We start from the raw sequence: 17,510 nt of genomic DNA on the forward strand, positions 1-17,510 counted from the left end.
TGAACCCACTGGGGGGTCTAATGAAAACCAAGCGATTCATGGCTGTGGCGCTGACCACTGCGCTGTCTGCCGGCGCGCTCTACGGCAGCGTAGCCACTGCGGATACTCTCGATAACGTACTCGCCGTCGGCCAGCAGAAAACCACTGCGGCCCAGGCATCGCAAAAACGCATCGACAAGATTGCCGAAGAAACCAGCAGCCTGCTGCAGGACTTCAAGGTGGTCAATAAAGAAATCGATGGTCTGCGAGTGTACAACCGTCAGCTGGAAAAGCAGCTGGCCAACCAGCTCGAAGTGATCAATGAGCTGGACGAGTCCATTGCCAACGTTACTGTAATCGAACGTCAGATCCAGCCGCTGATTTTGCGTATGCTGGACGGCCTGGAGCAGTTCATCGAACTGGACGCACCGTTCAAGCTGGACGAGCGTATGGCCAACCTCGAAGGCGTTAAGAACAATATGGATCGTTCCGATATTACTGTTGCGGAGAAATTCCGCCAGGTACTGGAGCTGTACAATTTCGAAGCGGAATACGCGCGTAAGATCGACACTTACGGCGATACCCTGAACGTAAATGGCCAAGAGCGCCAGGTGAACGTGCTGCAGATCGGCCGTATCGCCCTGCTGGCTCAGACCACCGACTCCTCGATCTCCCTCGCCTATGACAAAGGCCAGAAAGCCTGGGTTGAGATCGATGCTGGCGAATACCGCCGCGCTCTCATGAACGGTCTGAAAATCGCCAAGAAGCAGGCCACTATCGATATCATGACTATGCCGATCGCGGCTCCGGAGGCAGCGCAATGAAATCCTCTATCGCCAAACGCGTACTAGTTGCAGCAGCGGCTGGCCTGATCAGCTTCTCTGCTGTCGCCCAGGAAAAAGCAGCTTCTCTCGATGACCTGCTGAAAATGGTTCAACAGTCCAAGGTTGCTGAATCCAAAGAGCACAAGCAGCGTGAAGCTGAGTTCCGTCGCCAAAAGGCCAATCAGCAATCTTTGCTGAAAAAGGCTAAAGACACTCGCACTGCAGAAGAAAAGCGCTCTGCTGAACTGGAAAAGAAATACCAGGAGCAGGAAGTTGCTGTAGATCAGAAACGCCAGCAATTGGACGAGCGCCTGGGCTCTCTGAAAGAGCTGTTCGGCCATATGTCTTCCACTGCGGCAGATCTACGCTCGAACATTGGTTCCTCCCTGGTTTCCGCCCAGTACCCCAACCGTACCGAATTTATCGACGGTCTGCTGGCCAAGATGAACAGTGCTACCAAGCTGCCGACAATCGAGGAAATCGAGCGTCTGTGGTTTGAAGTTCAACGTGAAACCCTGGAATCCGGCAAAGTAGTTAAGTTCAACGCTACCGTGATCAAGCCCAACGGTGAGCAAGCTCAACAGGAAGTTGTCCGTGTTGGTAACTTCAACCTGGTTTCCAACGGTAAATACCTGGAAATGAATGACGCCTACCAGCTGGCCGAGCTGATTCGCCAGCCAGATGCCAGCTTCCAGAAGATGGCGGAAGGCTTACAGGCCTCCACCGCTGGCTTCAGTGCTTTCGGTGTTGACCCGACTGGTCCTACCGGCGGCTCCTACCTGAAAGCCATGATCAACAGCCCCGATATCGTTGAGCGTTGGCACCAGGGTGACATCGTTGGTTACATCATTACTGCTGTTGGTGTATTCGCAATGCTGCTGGCTATCTTCCGCCTGATCGTACTGACTGGCGTGAGTGCCAAGGTTAATGCTCAGCTGCGTTCTTCTACCCCGAACACCAATAACCCGCTGGGCCGTGTACTGGCTGTTGCGGAAGAGAACAAAGGTGTCGACGGTGAGACTCTCGAGCTGAAGATGGAAGAGGCGGTCCTGAAAGAGCGTCCGGCCATCGAGTCCGGTCTCAACCTGCTGAAGATTATTGCCATGGTAGCTCCGCTGCTGGGTCTGTTGGGTACCGTTACCGGTATGATCGTAACCTTCCAGGCAATTACCATCTTTGGTGCTGGTGATCCTAAAGCAATGGCTGGTGGTATTTCTTCTGCCTTGATCACCACCGTTCTCGGTCTGTGTGTGGCTATCCCCACTGTACTGATGCACACCATTGTTAATGCTCGTGCCAAGCGCGTTCTGCATATTCTTGAAGAGCAGAGCGCTGGTATCGTGGCGGAAAACGCCGAGCGTAAATAAGAGGAGGCGGCAACATGCACGCATTAATCGACGCATGGGCCGCCGTCAACGCCTTTATGGCGTCGGGCGGGCCAGTACTGTTCCTGATCGCCGGCCTGACCTTCTTTATGTGGACGCTGATTTTTGAACGTGTTTTCTACTTTAACAAAGCGTTAAAGAGTGACGTTCAGGGTGCGGTAGACCAGTGGGAAGAGCGCAGTGAGCGCAAATCCTGGGCCTCCCACCAGATCCGCTACGCGATGATCTCCCGGGTTTCCGAGAAGATTCAGGACAATATGGACATGATCCAGGCCTGTGTTGCCCTAGCGCCCCTGTTCGGGCTGCTGGGCACGGTTTGGGGCATGATCAACGTGTTCGATGTTCTCGCAATTACCGGTGGCGGTGACGCTAAGCAGATGGCCAGTGGTGTATCCATGGCAACTATCCCGACGATGGCGGGTATGGTTGCGGCCCTCTCCGGAGTATTCGCCAACACCTACCTCGCCCGTAAGGCCGAGCGTGAGACCCAGTTGTTGGAAGATCATCTGACCATGGATCACTAAGCACACATCAGCGAATAGGCCAGCTTATTTGCTGTGAAGGTTTAGCCAAGCCAGAAATTTTCGCCAGGGGCGCTCCCTGAGGGCCCCTGACGAGAAAGTTCGCTAAGAGAGTTGCTATGAGCAAAAGACAAAATACGGCAGAAGAAGAAGCCGGCGCTATTGACCTCACGCCCATGCTGGACGTGGTGTTCATCATGCTGATCTTCTTTATCGTCACTGCGACCTTTATTAAGGAACCGGGTGCTGATGTTGTTAAGCCGGAAGCGACAACCGCAGAACTCAAAGCCACCTCTATTCTGGTAGCGATCAACAATAGTGATGAGATCTGGATTGCCAAAGAGAAAGTTGATGAGCGCCAGGTAAGAATTGTCCTGGAGCGCCTCTACTCGGAAAACCCGAAAGGGTGGTTGGTGATTCAGCCCGATAAGGAAGCGAGTATTGAAAAGATCGCCCTGATTGCGGAAGCAGCCAGGAAGATTGGTATCAAGAAAGTTTCGGTCGCGACAGAAAAGAGTTAACAGCTATGAATCCGGTAAGACTTCTTGGGGCAGGTACGCTGGCAGTAGCCACAACCTTTGGCCTCATCTTCACCATGCATCAGCTGATTCAGGCAAATATGGGTGCTCCAGAGGAAAAGGAGCAGTTCAAAGTTGCCGATGTGGTGATGCCTGAGCAGAAGATCGAAACACAATACGACACGACCAAGCCGGTGAAACCGGAGGATCCTGAAACTCCGCCGCCGGAAATGCCTGAGCCGGAGTTTGAGGAGCCGGACATCGATGGCGGTATCAGTATCTCTGCGCCCAAGGCGTCTGGCGGTGTCAAGCTGTCTGGTTTTAGCTTTGGTGAGGGTGACTACCTGCCCATCGTTAAGGTTCAGCCCCAGTATCCACGCCGTGCACTTCAGCGGGGTATGGAAGGCTATGTAATCGTAGAGTATACGGTGACCACCAATGGTTCTGTGCGCGATCCTATTGTGATCGAAGCCTTTACCCTGGATGGCAAGCCCACCTCTGTTTTTAACAGGGCCGCACTCAAGTCCGCGCTGAAGTATAAATACAAGCCGCGGGTAGTTGATGGCAAGCCGACCGAAGTCCCGAATGTGCGGACTAAGATCAGCTTTAATATGGCTAAGGACTAAGGAGGAAGCACTATGAAGTTGACAAGCATTAGCAAAAGTTTGTCCAAGCTCGCGCTGCGCACCTCAGTAGCATTGCCCCTGGTCTTGGCACCAGCACTCAGTGTTACCGTGCTCGAAGCAGCGGGTGTTTCCGCACCTTTCGCCTCTGCCCAGGCCCAGGAGCAAAAAAAGCCCAGCAACCAGAAGAGCCGCAAAGTACCGGCTATGCGCGAAGCCGCGTATAAAAAGTTGGAGAAAGCCCAGGAAGCTGCTGATGCAGAAGATTGGGCGGGCGCTTTAGTTGCACTTCAAGAGATGGATGCGAGTAAGAAACGGTACAATGGCTATGAGATAGCTCAGATGTACAATTTCTTCGGTGTGGTTTACTACAGTACCGAGCGCTACAAAGAGGCCATCCCCTACTTTAAGAAAGTGCTGAACCAGGGCGAAAAAAACCTCCCGGTTGCACTTGAAGTGGGAACCTTGTTTACCCTCGCGCAGCTCTACTTTGTTACCGAGGATTACAAGCAGGCGATTAATTACCTGAATAAATGGTTCAAGGTCTCTGATCGTATAACTGCCGACTCTTATGCATTGCGTGCCCAGGCCTATAACCAGGTTGGTAATCAGAGCAAAGCGCTGGCGGATATCAATATTGCGGTATCCATGTATGAGAAAGAAGGCAAGGTGCCCAAGGAAGGTTGGTACGGTCTTCAGCAGTACGTGTACTTCGAGCGCAACGACTACAAAAAAGTAGCTGGTGTTCTTGAGAAGCTGGTACAGCACTATCCCAAGCCTGTGTACTACAAAACACTGGCGGCTATGTATGGCGAGCTGAAGCGCGATAAAGATCAGCTGCATATGATGGAAGCCGCTTATCTGGCAGGTGCGCTGGAGAAGGATCGGGACCTGTTGAATATGGGTTATCTCTTTATGGGGCACGAAATGCCTTATAAAGGTGCCAAGGTGATTGCCAAAGGTATCCAAGAGAAGAAGATCCCTCGTACAGCCAAGAACCTGGAAACGCTTGCTCAGGCGTATCAGATGGCTCAGGAGCTGCAAAAAGCGATTCCCCAGCTGGAAGCTGCAGCTCAATTGTCTGATAAGGGTGAAATCTACTCGCGCCTGGCCGGGATCTACCTGGACCTGGACCAGAATGAGAAGGCCGTTTCCATGGGCAAAAAAGCTCTGGCAAAGGGCAAGATCAAGCGTGTCGACACTCTACATATTGTGTTAGGTATGGCTAATGCCAACCTGAAGCGCTATGACGCGGCAATAAAAAGTCTTAGAGAAGCCTCGAAAGATGAGCGCTCTGAGAAGTTTGCCAAGCAGTGGATGGAATTTGTGAAGGGTGAGCAGGAGAGGGAAAAGCAATTGGCAATTTAACCGCTTAGTTACTTTTCAATCCCAGAAAAGCCGTACAGAGATGTGCGGCTTTTTTTATGCCCCAATTTCCTCTTTCAGTAATATTAAATGTTGCTATAACCTGTATTTACGAACTATTTGCATTTTTTCGTGAATTGGCTAATGATTAAAGTCAGCTGATCAGCTTTTTCCATTTCGGCATTCAGATGCCTTTTACGCGCCCTAATAACAATAGGAGAGGTGTTATGGATAGAGCTTGCACGCCATTTTCCAGCCCTGATTTTTTCCCTACCCATTTGCTTACTGGTTATGCCAAAGGCTTGGCTTACGCTGCTCTGATTACTCTTGGTTTGATTTTTGCAATGAGTCAGTTGATCTCCACAAATTTTGTGGAGCCGGTGGCCAAGCCGTTACCGACGATTCAACCTATAGATATGACCGACAAGAAAGTGGTTACCCAGCAAGAGTATCAGGCTCCGCCGAGCCCTCAGGATATTCCGCCACCGCTAGAGCGTACTGAGGTGATTAGAGAAGTGGAGACTATAAATACCATCCCAACGATTACTCCTCCGGTTACTGAAACTGGTAATAATCCAGCTATCGTATCGAGAGAGCCTGTGCCTGTTTATAAGGCTACACCGCGTTATCCGAGCACGGCTATACGCAGAGGTATAGAAGGTTATGTAGTTGTGGAGTTTACGATAAGCAAAACCGGTGCGGTGCGCGATGTGCGTGTTGTTGCTGGCTATGACAGCGCCGGCAATCCAACCAATGTATTTAATCGTTCGGCACAGGCTGCGGCAGAGCGGTTTAAATATCAGCCACAAGTGGAAGATGGCCACCCCGTCGAGCGGTATGGTGTTCGCAATCGGATCACCTATAAACTTGCACAATAAAAAAACGGCCCGTTTGGGCCGTTTTCTATTTTCTGTATATCTGCTTAATCAATTTCCCTTACCGCACCGCGATCAGCGCTGGTGGCGAGTAATGCATAGGCTTTTAGGGCCTTGCTGACTTTGCGGGGGCGCTCTTTTTGGGGTTTCCAGCCCTGCTGGCCTAGACTCTCCATTTCCTGGCGGCGATTCTCAAGTTCCTCTTCACTGAGGGCAATCTCAATTTTGCGCGCTGGTATATCGATTCGGATTGGATCGCCATCCTGTACCAGGGCGATATTCCCTCCAGATGCAGCCTCTGGAGAAACGTGGCCGATAGAGAGGCCAGAGGTGCCCCCGGAAAAACGTCCATCGGTAATCAGGGCACAGTGTTCCCCAAGGCCCTTGGATTTTAGGTAGCTGGTGGGGTACAGCATTTCCTGCATACCGGGCCCGCCTTTAGGGCCCTCATAGCGAACAATTACCGCCTGGCCTTTCTGTACTTTACCTTCGAGAATATGGGCAACCGCCTCTTCCTGGCTCTCGACAACATGGGCCGGGCCCTCAAATTGCCACAGTGTCTCGTCCACACCAGAGGTTTTTACTACACAGCCATTAGGGGCCAGGTTGCCGAATAAAACTGCCAGCCCGCCCTCAGCAGAATAAGCGTGCTCAGCTGAGCGAATGCACCCTTGCTGACGATCGGCATCCAGAGTTGGCCAGCGACAGGCCTGGCTAAATGCGGTCTGTGTGGGAATACCTGCGGGACCAGCCCGGTAGAAGTCATGCACCGATTGCTGATCGGTGCGAGAAATATCCCATTGCCTTAGTGCATCCGCTAATGAGCCACCGTAGGCGGTGGGCAGGGAGGCATCAATTAACCCAGCAGATTCCAATTCGCCGAGAATCGCCATTACCCCACCGGCTCGGTGGACGTCCTCCACATGGTACTTCTCTGTGTTAGGTGCGACTTTGCAGAGTTGCGGCACCTCGCGTGAGAGTCGATCGATATCCTGTAAGTTGAAGTCGATATCGCCCTCCTCGGCTGCGGCGAGTAGATGCAATATCGTGTTGGTCGAGCCGCCCATGGCGATATCGAGAGCCATGGCATTCATAAAGGCTGCGCGGTTGGCGATATTGCGAGGCAGGGCGCTCTCGTCATTTTCTTCGTAGTAACGCTTGGTCAGCGAGACGATTTCTCGTCCGGCGCGCAGGAACAATTCTTTGCGGTCCGCATGGGTGGCCAACAGGGTGCCGTTGCCTGGCAGTGAGAGGCCCAACGCCTCAGTCAGACAGTTCATGGAGTTGGCGGTGAACATGCCGGAGCAGGAACCGCAGGTGGGGCAGGCAGAGCGCTCGTACTCCGCAACCTCTTCGTCAGAGGCTGTATCTGTGGCGGCGATCACCATGGCATCCACCAGATCGAGCTTGTGGTCGGCCAGTTTGGTCTTGCCAGCCTCCATTGGTCCGCCGGATACAAAAATAACCGGGATATTCAGGCGCAGGGCAGCCATCAGCATGCCCGGAGTGATCTTGTCACAGTTGGATATACATACCAGGGCATCGGCGCAGTGGGCGTTGACCATGTATTCCACCGAGTCGGCGATAATCTCACGGCTGGGCAGGCTGTAGAGCATGCCATCGTGGCCCATGGCGATACCATCGTCTACGGCGATGGTATTGAATTCCTTGGCGACACCGCCGGCTCGCTCGATCTCCCTTGCCACCAGCTGCCCCATATCTTTGAGGTGTACGTGCCCGGGTACAAATTGAGTGAATGAATTGGCGATGGCGATAATCGGCTTGTGGAAATCCGCATCGGTCATACCTGTGGCACGCCACAGGGCTCGGGCGCCGGCCATATTGCGTCCGGCGGTGGAGGTACGGGAACGATATCTGGGCATGGTACAAGCATCCGGCTGTGTAAATTAGAGCGTCAGCTTAGCAAAAAAAGCCTATATCTGGGATGTTTTCGCGCAGTGCGGATCCACTGCGCTACTTACTAGGATAGGTATTGCGATAGGAGAGAGTTAAGACGTACCGTCCTGGCCGAGCTGTTTGCGCAGAATGCGTGAATTGCGCTGGATGTTGTACAGGGATTTACGTGAGGCTGGCAGATCACTCACCCCGACCTGATCAAACCCCTGTTCGATAAACCAGTGTTCGGTTTGGGTGGTGAGCACATAGAGCTCGCGGATATTGACCGCTCGGGCTTGGCGTTCGAGGTGGCGCATCAGCTTGGCGCCGCGCCCACCGCCACGAAAATCTGGGTGGCTTGCCACGCAGGCAATCTCTGCGGCAGAAGTATCGTCGCTGTCGTCTCCAATAGGGTAGAGTGCGGCACAGGCTACGGGTGTACCATCGACCTCCACCAGGGTGAAATGATCTATCTCGGCTTCGAGCTTTTCCCGTGAGCGTCTTACCAAAACGCCTTGCTTCTCCAGTGGGCGAATCAGACCGAGAATCCCCCCTACATCGGTGATTCGCGCCCGGCGTACCACTTCATAACTATCCCGGTAGATCATGGTACCGGCGCCCTCACGTCGAAAGAGCTCCTGGATCAGTGAACCATTCTGGCAGTAACTGAGTAGGTGGACCCGGGCTATACCTGAATTGCAGGCCTGAATGGCACACTGCAGGGTTTTGCTCTGTATTCGGGTGGCGGCTTGCTCGGCCTGCACAATACTGAGCTCGTTGATCGGATTACCATCAAGCATCAATTGCGCCGGCTCGCGGAACAGCACCAGTTTCTCGGCTCGCAGGACTCTAGCGGCCTCTGCGGCTAGGTCCAGGTAATTAATATTGAACAGTTCGCCGGTCAAAGAGGTCCCCAGGGGGGATAGTAGCACCAGTGCGCCCTGGTCTAGTGCCTGTTCAATAGTGTTGACTTCCATGCGCCTCACTGTGCCGGTCCAGCCCAGGTCGACACCATCCAGAACGCCGCATGGGCGTGCAGTAACCAGATTTCCAGAGATTACCTTCAGCGCTGAGCGCGCCATGGGGGAGTCGGGGAGCCCCTGGGAAAAGGCCGCTTCGATATCGAAGCGCAATCTGCCCACTGCGGCTTTTATCACTTCCAAGCTTTCCCGGTCGGTAACACGCTTGTTGCCGTGAAAACGGCCCTCAATGCCGCGCTCTTGCAGGGCGCGGTTGACTTGTGCACGGCAGCCATGCACCACTACCAGGCGGACTCCAAGGCTGGCCAGCAGCGCAAGATCGTGGACCAGGTTGCGAAAGTTGCTGTGTTCGAGCCCGTCGCCGGGAATGCCGACTACCAGAGTGCGACCGCGTAGGTCATTGATATAGGGCGCCGCATGGCGGAACCAATTGAGGGAGGCGTTCTCGTCGGTCACTAATACCTTTCCGTCTGTCGATATATTTGCTTGTGTAAGGGGCGGATAAAAATTTAACTGAAGCCAGGCTGGCCTGAATGGTTTAGAGGCAGAAGCGTCCGATCAGGTTGCGCAATATTTTTACCATCGGCTCTATACGATCGAGGTCCAGGTATTCATCCGGTTGGTGAGCCTGATCTATATCACCGGCGCCAAGCACGATAGTGTCAATATTCATGCTCTTCAAGTAGGGGGCTTCAGTGCCAAAGGCGACACTCTGGGCGCTGTAACCGGTGAGCTTTTCCGCAACCTTGACCAACTCAGAATTAGGATCCTGTTCGAAGGGTTCGGTACCGGGAAACAGAGAAACCATATCGAGATGAATTCTACTGTTGTCGATACATGCCTGCAGCCTTGTATTTAACTCACGGCGCAATTCCAGCAGTGACATACCGGGTAGTGGGCGTACGTCAAACTGTAATTCCGCATGGCCGCAAATTCGGTTGGGGTTGTCACCACCGTGGATGCAGCCAAGGTTGAGGGTAGGTACGGGGACGACAAATCCGGGGTTATTGTACTTTTCCTGCCACTCCCCGCGCAGACGTAATAACTCCCCAATAACCAAGTGCATAGCCTCCAGGGCGTTGGCACCGAGGCTAGGATTGGAGGAGTGCCCCGATTGTCCTGTGATACGGACGGCCTCCATCATCACACCCTTGTGCATGCGAACCGGGCGCAAGCCAGTCGGCTCGCCAATTACCGCGTAGCGTCCTTGCGGTCGCCCTGCTTTGACCAGCTCTCTGGCGCCGGTCATTGAGGTCTCTTCATCGGCGGTAGCGAGAATGGTCAGGGGCTGGCGCAGAGGTTTATCGATAAAGCTACGGGCGGCTTCGATGGCCAGTGGGAAAAAGCTTTTCATATCACTGGTGCCCAAGCCATAGAGGCGATTGTCGCGCTCCTGCAGGATGAACGGGTCTGAATGCCAGCGCCCATCGTCGAAGGGAACCGTGTCGGTGTGTCCGGAAAGGATCAGGCCGCCTTCAGCGCCCTCATGTGCGCCGAGGGTGGCAATCAAGTTGGCTTTATTCGTGCTGTCTGGCAGGGGCATCAATTCCACGGTGAACCCTAGTGTATCGAGCCAGTCTGCGAGTTTTTCCACCACCGGGCGGTTGCCCATGTCCAGCGCTGGATCGGTGGCGCTGACACTGGGGCAGGCGATTAATTGTCGAAGCTGGGTCTTTAACTCAGGTACTGCGATAGGCGCCATGGGAATTGTCCCCTATTTTGTTGCGTCGCTCGTTGAGGATAACCGCCAGTGCGATTGCGCATCCACCCAGAGCGAGTCTGGGAATATCCGCATCGCGGTTCCAGATTAACAGGTTTACCAGTAGGCCGGCGGGTACCAGGGCATTGTTCATAGCTGCGAGAGTCGCCGCGGAGACTAGGGTGGCGCCCTTATTCCATAGGAAATAACCGAGGCCGGAGGCCACAAGGCCGAGCCACAACAATACTCCCCATTGGGTTAGGGTTTGTGGATACCTGGGCTCGCCCAAAAAAGCCCATGCGCATACCGTAATGACTGCCGCACCTAGAAAAAACCAGCCAAATGTCTGCCTGGGCGGGAGAGATTGATCCTGCTGCATAAATTGCTTGTAAGCAACCTGGCCGACGGCAAAACACAGGTTGGCCCCCTGAACCACGGCAAAGCCTAACCAGTAATCGCCACTGGGGGAGTCCCAGCGGATAATGGCCGCCCCGCAGACTGCCAGCAGTGCGATGGCCAAATTCCACAGTGATAGGCGTCGCTCAATCAGATCATAAAGCAGTGCAATGTATAGAGGGGTAAATATGGTAAACAGCAGCACCTCAGGCACACTCAGCAGCAGGAATGACTGATAGTAAAAAAGGTACATGGCCCCCAGCTGTACGGCACCAATGGCCATTAGAACAATGGCGTCGCGAGCACTAGAGCGTCGCCACTGTAACAGGGGCAGAAATACCAGAGCGGCCAATAAAACCCGAGTCATCGCTGAGAAATAACTGTCGACCTGACCGGCGAGGTAAACTCCGATCAGGCTGAAAGAAAAGGCCCAGAGCAGGGTGACAAGGATCAATAAAGGCATGGGAATGCTTTCTCGGGAACGGATGATATGCGGCAAATAGCTAGTGGCTGGTGAGTATTGCGCGGGCGAACAATAAATGGAAGTGGTTGCCACTTACTGCGATGAGTAGCGTTCAATGAAGCTTGCTCAATCGAAAATGGGGGACAAAAACATTGCCCTCACCGTTTGGAGTGCTGTCATATACTACGATGCGCCCGGCTGTTATTGCGGGCAACTTGGTTGCCCCAACGCAGTAAGTTTACATTGCAGTCGTTGCGGTCGATCAGCACTTCGATCAGGCACAGGCCACTACGCTTCTTGGCTTCGGTGATTGCCTGATCCAGCTCGCCCTGGGTGGTGACCCTACACCCCCAGGCGTTGCCTTCCCCTGCACTAAAAGTCTCGATCAGCTTGGCGTAATCCCAATTCTTAATCGTGTTATAGGGGCCATCGTGGATCTCCACCTCAATGGTATAACCACCATTGTTGATCAGGAAAATAATTGGGTTAACCCCGTAGCGAATCATGGTGGATATTTCCTGGGCAGTGAGCTGGAAGGAGCCGTCGCCAATGCAGGAGATCAGGCGCCCTTTGCTCATTCCGAGGGCGTAGCCGAGGCTGGCTCCCACAGACCAGCCGATGCTTCCATATTGCATCTGAATCTCAAACTGTGCTCCCTCGGGCAATGAAAGCTCCATACCGTTAAACCAGGAGTCCCCAGTCTCCACCAGCAAGGTACTTTTGCGATCGAGCAGCTTCTGTATTCGTGCGAACAGTTGTCTACTGGTGAGTGGTGTGTCAGGTTTACCGGGTTTGGGGATATGTTTAGGGCTGCTCACCCTGTGGTAGGCCTTCAAGGCCCCATCGTTTGCACTTAGTTGTCCTACAAGGGCATTTAGCAGATCCCTCATATGCACATTGCTGTAGCAGGTGTCCCCCAGTTGAACAGAAGTAGGTTGCACCAGGATGGCTTTATCACCCTGAAAGCACAGTTGATGGCCGGTTGTTGTGTAATCGGTAAACAGGGGACCGGCAAATAATAGAGCATCTGCTGTATCCACAATCTCACTGCAGCCAGGGGTGCTCACAGGGCCCCAATAGATACCCATAAAGCTCTCAAGGGTCTCGGGAAGTAGGCCTTTGGCATCGGGCATAGAGGCGAGGCCATATTTACAGCTATGGGCCAGATCGCACAGGGCTTTTTGCGCACTGGCTGCACGCACCCTGCTGCCAGCAATTAAAACCGGGCGCTCGGCACCATTTAAGAAATCGACGATATGTTTCACAGCGGCGGCGAGGGAATCGGGGTCGCTGGTAGGGCGCCGGGCAAAGCCGCGCGGAATTGGCGCTGAGGTTGGGGCATTGGCGACATTGGCGGCGACCTCTATATACACTGGTTTGCGCCGCAACATGGCGGTATCCAGTGCGCGATCTATAGCGGCCGGTGCCAATTTGGGGTGGTGGATAATTACGGTCTCGGCGGTAACGTAAGAGTACATCTCGCGCTGATAGCTGTAGTTCACTTCGCCCAGAGTGTGGTGCAGGTACTCCCACTCGGCTTCCGAATTGGTATTCGGGCCCCCGGAAATGGCAATCATAGGGAGATCCTCCGCATAGGCCCCTGCGACTGCGTTGATCATGCTGAGCCCGCCAACAGAAAATGTGACCACGGCTGCGGCGGGTCCCTGGGTTGCCCGAGCGTAGCCGTCAGCGGCATAACCTGCATTCAGCTCATTGCAGCAACTAATCATCTTTAGGTCAGGCTCCAGCAGTAGCTGGTCGAGCAACACCAGATTGTAATCGCCAGGCAGGGCAAAATAGTGGCGGATACCCACATCCTTCAAGCGCTGTGCCAGGTAGGTGCCAACGGTCCAATGTGTAGTGTCACGTGTCGTCATGTGGCGATATTCATTCTCAGCCGGTGATCGCTACTCGGCGGGCGGGACGGTTTCGGGTAGATCTGGGACAGCTTAGTTCAGTTTTTGAGAGGGTGATGAGGAGGGCTCTGGCTAGGTAGCAGGACAAGAGCGGTTCGCTTGAAATAAAAAAGGGAAGCTGAGCTTCCCTTTTTTGATGGATATTGCGCAGCCGCAATTAGCCAAACAATCCCTTAAAGAAGTAGAAGAACAGGATTGCAATACCAGCGCCAGCGGGCAGGGTAACTACCCAGGAAGCGGCGATGGTGGTAATCATACGCAGGTTCAGCGCACCGATACCGCGGGCCAGGCCAACACCCAGTACCGCGCCCACCAGGGTATGGGTGGTGGAGATGGGCAGGCCGGTGCCGGAGGCCATAACTACGGTAGCAGCGGCGCCGAGCTCTGCAGCAAAGCCGCGGCTGGGCGTTAGCTCGGTAATTTTACGGCCAATAGTCGCCATTACTTTAAAGCCATAGGTGGCGAGGCCCACCACAATACCCAGGCCCCCAAGTAACAGAATCCATGAAGGCATAGTTGCCTTGGCGGTTACTGCACCCACTTGGATGGTATTGACTACCGCCGCCAGTGGACCAACGGCATTGGCCACGTCGTTAGAACCATGGGCGAAGGCCATGGCACAGGCGGTGAAAATCATCAGGATCGCGAAGACACGCTCCACATTGGCAAAGCGGTTTTCTGCTTCGATGGAGGTGTCACGCTTGATACGCTTGAGCATGGTGACGCCAACGCCTGCGACCAACAGTCCCACAATCGCGGCAATACCGGCGTCCTGCAGGAAGCTGAGCTTGATATCTGCGTCTTTGAGAACGTGCTTCAGACCCTTGGTCAGGGTCACCATGGCGATCATCCAGCCCACGGCGAACATATAAAAAGGAATGTAGCGCTTGGCGTTGGCAAATGGATCCTCGGTATCGAGGATCAGGCGTTGCACGCTGCGGAACAGCAGGAAGGAAATAGTACCTGCCAGCAGAGGGGAGACTACCCAGCTCGCTACAATGCTACCCACCTTGCCCCAGGCCACCGCATCGGGGGAGATACCCACTGCGGAAAAACCGACAATAGCGCCGACAATGGAGTGGGTGGTGGATACCGGCCAGCCGAGGATACTGGCCACCAGTAGCCAGGTGCCGGCGGCGAGCAGGGCGGACAACATGCCGTAGACGAGCAGCTCGGGCTGCGAGGCAAAGATATCAGAATCGATAATGCCTTTGCGGATTGTGGCGGTTACCTCACCACCGGCTAAATAGGCGCCTGCAAACTCGAAAATCATGGCGATAACAATCGCCTGTTTGATAGTCAGTGCTCGCGAGCCGACTGAAGTGCCCATGGCGTTGGCGACATCGTTGGCACCAACACCCCAGGCCATAAAAAAGCCCGCGACACAGGCCAATATCAACAGAATATGGCCATATTGACTAAGAATTTCCACGTTGAACCCCCTAACGTGCCAACAACAACTGCAAACGGTTACCCACGCTGTGGGCGCGATCGGCCAGTTCGCCGATCCATTCAATCACCCGGTAGAGGAACATCACATCCACCGGCGGTAGGTCTTTTTCGATAGTGAACAGGGAGGCGCGAATTTCGACTTCCAATTTATCCGACTTGCGCTCCAGTTCATCCAGCTCTTCGGTCATACGCTTGGCGATGGTCACCTCGCGCCCGGCAAAGCCGCTCTCCAGCAACTCATCCAGTTCATTGATCGCGCGCAGGGCCTGGGCGGAAGTGGCCACGGCGCTCTCTACAAAAGTGGTCATCAGAGACTGCAGACTCTCAGGGACCTGCATTTTTCTACCGACCGCCAGCCCGGCAATATCCTGCGCTGTGTTGGCCACTTCGTCTTGGGCGTGCAGCAGCTCCAGCAGGTCGGAGCGGGAGACAGGCATAAACAGGCTGTCTGGCAGGTGCAGACGCAGGTCTCTCTTGATGTCATCGGCGCGATTCTCTGCTGCAGAGATACGCAATTGAATCTGCTCCGCTTCTTTCAGGTCGCCTTTGATGAGGGCGTCGAAGAAGGGGATCAGGTCGGCTGAAGCCTCGTGGGCCGTAGCCATATGCTTCTCGATCGGCTTGATCGGTGAGCGGCCAAACAAATTGGCAATATTCGACAGGGCCATGGTTAGCTCCATTGCTCAGGGTGCGAAACGGCGGCATGGTACCCCAATCGGAGCCACTTCGGTATTAGTGCGTTAACGATGCACTGTCGGCTTCGATTGATAGGGCTACAATGCGTCGTCATATGAGAATAAGGGGGCATGCCAATGACAGAAATCAGAGCAGCGGACAGGTTACTGGATTTGCGTGGAATACTGGAGGACCTCGTTGCCCAGGGCTACGTGAGCAGGCTCGATGCCAACCGAATTGTGGGTACTCCGCGCACTGCGGAGCAGGCACAGATGCATCCGCTCAGCTATATCGCCAGTTGCGATCTAGCCAGCCAGAAGAGCCCAGGCACTTTACTGGGCGACGAGCTACTCAGTGCCTGGCTGGCGGAGAGCGCGGACCACCCCCTCTATCATATTGACCCGCTCAAAGTGAATGTGAGCGCGGTAACCGAGGTAATGAGTTTCCAGTTCGCCAAGCGCCACCAGATTTTATGTGTCGAGGCTGGTGCAGAAGAGTTAACCGTTGCCACGGCCCAGCCTTTCACCCACGGTTGGGAGGAGCAGCTGGAACATACCAGTGGGCGTCGGGTGCGGCGGGTGGTGGCAGACCCCGCAGATATCAAGCGTTACTGTGTGGAGTTTTACTCCCTGGCGAATTCCATTTCCGGCGCCAGTGGACTGCAGGGTACCTCTGCAGCGAATAATTTTGAGCAGCTGCTGGAGTTGGGCAGCCTTAAAGACCCGGAGGCCAATGACCAGCATATCGTTAATATCGTCGACTGGTTGTTACAGCACGCTTTCGATCAGCGCGCCAGTGATATTCACATCGAGCCGCGGCGTCAGGTGGGGCGTATTCGTTTTCGTATCGATGGGGTACTTCATCCGATCCATGAACTGCCCGATCAGGTCAATGCGGCGGTAACCAGTCGTCTAAAAATCCTTGGACGAATGAATGTGGCGGAGAAGCGCAAACCTCAGGACGGCCGCATAAAAACCAAGCGGCCCGATGGCAGTGAGGTGGAACTGCGCCTCTCCACTCTGCCTACCGCCTTTGGCGAGAAGCTGGTGATGCGTATTTTCGATCCCGAGGTACTGGCGCGCTCCTACAGTGACCTGGGGCTCTCCGGCACTGATTTGGCCCGCTGGCAGACGATGCTGGCGCGGCCCAACGGCATTGTGCTGGTTACGGGCCCTACCGGCTCGGGTAAGACCACTACCCTATATACCGGCCTCAAGCAGCTCGCCACCAGTGCAGTGAATGTCTCTACCGTGGAAGATCCTATCGAGATGGTGGAGGAGAGTTTTAATCAGACTCAGGTCCACCATTCTATCGGCTTCGATTTTGCCGCGGGCATCCGTACCCTGATGCGCCAGGACCCGGATATCATCATGGTGGGGGAGATTCGCGATCTGGAAACCGCGCAGATGGCGGTACAGGCAGCGCTCACCGGCCATTTGGTGATCTCCACTCTACACACCAACGATGCTCCCACGGCGGTTACTCGTCTGTTAGATTTGGGATTGCCTCACTACCTGCTTAAGTCCACCATCCTCGGTGTTATGGCCCAGCGCCTGGTGCGGACTCTCTGTCCTTCGTGCAAACGTGAAGACACCATCAATGAGGCAGACTGGCATTCTCTGGTTCGCCCCTGGAAAGCGCCTCTACCCGAAAAAGTGTATGCCCCCGAGGGCTGCCTGGAATGTCGTAACACTGGCTACAAGGGCCGCCAGGGGATCTATGAAATCCTACCGTTTAGCGAAGCGGTGCAGACCATTGTCACCCCCGATTGCGACCTACAACAGCTGCGTCGCCAGGCTATGCGCGAGGGTATGAACAGTCTGCGTCTGTCGGGGGCCAAGAAAGTGGCCGCTGGCCTGACTACGGTGGCGGAAGTATTGCGTGTGGCACCGCCGCCGGATATCGCTTTTTAATTGGGCCCAACTTTCCCAAGGTAGTTTGAG

At 54.4% G+C, this 17,510-nt stretch carries 15 protein-coding genes; 8 read left to right on the plus strand and 7 right to left on the minus strand.

Annotated elements, in window-relative coordinates; all coding sequences use genetic code 11:
- Window positions 1-20 precede the first annotated feature (20 nt).
- The 7 genes from ACJJIT_RS00885 (at window position 21) to ACJJIT_RS00915 (ending at window position 6,093) form a co-directional block, all read left to right on the plus strand.
- On the plus strand, window positions 21-803 hold the full coding sequence (locus ACJJIT_RS00885; protein ID WP_252083573.1) for a DUF3450 domain-containing protein: 783 nt from the start codon (window positions 21-23) through the stop codon (window positions 801-803).
- Entirely contained in the window at window positions 800-2,170 is a 1,371-nt protein-coding gene (locus tag ACJJIT_RS00890) for a MotA/TolQ/ExbB proton channel family protein (RefSeq protein ID WP_252083572.1), read from the plus strand. Before ACJJIT_RS00885 ends, ACJJIT_RS00890 begins: the two co-directional genes overlap by 4 nt.
- Before the next feature lie 14 nt (window positions 2,171-2,184).
- On the plus strand, window positions 2,185-2,712 hold the full coding sequence (locus tag ACJJIT_RS00895) for a MotA/TolQ/ExbB proton channel family protein (protein ID WP_152455321.1): 528 nt from the start codon (window positions 2,185-2,187) through the stop codon (window positions 2,710-2,712).
- Window positions 2,713-2,828: 116 nt separating this feature from the next.
- Complete coding sequence (locus tag ACJJIT_RS00900; protein ID WP_444887391.1) at window positions 2,829-3,230, plus strand: ExbD/TolR family protein; 402 nt, start codon at window positions 2,829-2,831, stop codon at window positions 3,228-3,230.
- Between the two features lie 5 nt (window positions 3,231-3,235).
- On the plus strand, window positions 3,236-3,853 hold the full coding sequence (locus ACJJIT_RS00905; RefSeq protein ID WP_252083570.1) for an energy transducer TonB: 618 nt from the start codon (window positions 3,236-3,238) through the stop codon (window positions 3,851-3,853).
- A 12-nt stretch (window positions 3,854-3,865) separates the two neighbouring features.
- Window positions 3,866-5,218 carry a tetratricopeptide repeat protein gene (locus ACJJIT_RS00910; RefSeq protein ID WP_252083569.1) on the plus strand — a complete coding sequence of 451 codons (1,353 nt, stop codon included), beginning with the start codon at window positions 3,866-3,868 and terminating at the stop codon, window positions 5,216-5,218.
- A 224-nt stretch (window positions 5,219-5,442) separates the two neighbouring features.
- The gene (locus tag ACJJIT_RS00915; protein ID WP_444899643.1) at window positions 5,443-6,093 is read left to right on the plus strand and encodes an energy transducer TonB; all 651 of its coding nucleotides are present in this window, start codon (window positions 5,443-5,445) and stop codon (window positions 6,091-6,093) included.
- Window positions 6,094-6,137: 44 nt separating this feature from the next.
- Here ACJJIT_RS00915 and ilvD read toward each other — a convergent pair whose 3' ends face one another.
- The 7 genes from ilvD to ACJJIT_RS00950 all read right to left on the minus strand — a co-directional run bounded on the left by ilvD (window position 6,138) and on the right by ACJJIT_RS00950 (window position 15,560).
- Window positions 6,138-7,973, minus strand: a complete 1,836-nt coding sequence (ilvD, locus tag ACJJIT_RS00920) for a dihydroxy-acid dehydratase (RefSeq protein ID WP_444899644.1) — start codon at window positions 7,971-7,973, stop codon at window positions 6,138-6,140.
- 126 nt (window positions 7,974-8,099) lie between these two features.
- Window positions 8,100-9,422, minus strand: a complete 1,323-nt coding sequence (argA, locus tag ACJJIT_RS00925; protein ID WP_444899645.1) for an amino-acid N-acetyltransferase — start codon at window positions 9,420-9,422, stop codon at window positions 8,100-8,102.
- Between the two features lie 82 nt (window positions 9,423-9,504).
- Entirely contained in the window at window positions 9,505-10,668 is a 1,164-nt protein-coding gene (gene argE / locus ACJJIT_RS00930; RefSeq protein WP_444899646.1) for an acetylornithine deacetylase, read from the minus strand.
- Window positions 10,646-11,524: a carboxylate/amino acid/amine transporter gene (locus tag ACJJIT_RS00935; RefSeq protein WP_444899647.1), complete on the minus strand. Its 879-nt coding sequence runs from the start codon at window positions 11,522-11,524 to the stop codon at window positions 10,646-10,648. The genes argE and ACJJIT_RS00935 overlap by 23 nt, the downstream gene beginning before the upstream one ends.
- A 176-nt stretch (window positions 11,525-11,700) precedes the next feature.
- On the minus strand, window positions 11,701-13,401 hold the full coding sequence (locus ACJJIT_RS00940; RefSeq protein ID WP_444899648.1) for a thiamine pyrophosphate-binding protein: 1,701 nt from the start codon (window positions 13,399-13,401) through the stop codon (window positions 11,701-11,703).
- Between the two features lie 196 nt (window positions 13,402-13,597).
- Window positions 13,598-14,872, minus strand: a complete 1,275-nt coding sequence (locus ACJJIT_RS00945) for an inorganic phosphate transporter (protein WP_444882974.1) — start codon at window positions 14,870-14,872, stop codon at window positions 13,598-13,600.
- Between the two features lie 10 nt (window positions 14,873-14,882).
- The gene (locus tag ACJJIT_RS00950; RefSeq protein WP_444887384.1) at window positions 14,883-15,560 is read right to left on the minus strand and encodes a TIGR00153 family protein; all 678 of its coding nucleotides are present in this window, start codon (window positions 15,558-15,560) and stop codon (window positions 14,883-14,885) included.
- Window positions 15,561-15,704: 144 nt separating this feature from the next.
- Between ACJJIT_RS00950 and ACJJIT_RS00955 the strand changes: the two genes are divergently transcribed.
- On the plus strand, window positions 15,705-17,480 hold the full coding sequence (locus ACJJIT_RS00955; protein WP_444899649.1) for a GspE/PulE family protein: 1,776 nt from the start codon (window positions 15,705-15,707) through the stop codon (window positions 17,478-17,480).
- Window positions 17,481-17,510 lie beyond the last annotated feature (30 nt).

Source organism: Microbulbifer mixtoriginis (SeqCode) (assembly GCF_052467515.1).